The 251-nt window shown below is 69.7% G+C and carries 1 protein-coding gene; it reads left to right on the top strand.

Annotated elements, in window-relative coordinates:
- Positions 1-42 precede the first annotated feature (42 nt).
- On the top strand, positions 43-251 hold a 209-nt coding region (locus G3I41_RS22275), incomplete at its 3' end, for a hypothetical protein (protein WP_343242206.1).

Raw genomic sequence — 251 nt, 5'->3', positions numbered from 1 at the left:
GGGGTGAGTGCGGCGGCGTTCTTCCACTTGGCGTGGGCGCGGGTGGCCGCTGCGACCACGGGCCAGACCCACCCGGTCTTCGGTACTGTCCTCCTCGGGCGGATGGACGCCGGCGATGCGTCGTACCGGACCCCGGGTCTCTATATCAACACCCTCCCGATCCGTGTCGACGCGACCCAGTCTCTGGTCGCTGGTCTCGGTGCGGTGCAGGTGCAGTTGGGTGAGCTGCTGGCGCACGAGCACGCGCCGCT

The sequence above is a fragment of the Streptomyces sp. SID9727 genome, from assembly GCF_010550605.1.
Taxonomy (GTDB): Bacteria; Actinomycetota; Actinomycetes; order Streptomycetales; family Streptomycetaceae; genus Streptomyces.
This window is presented reverse-complemented; position numbering and strand designations above follow the sequence as displayed.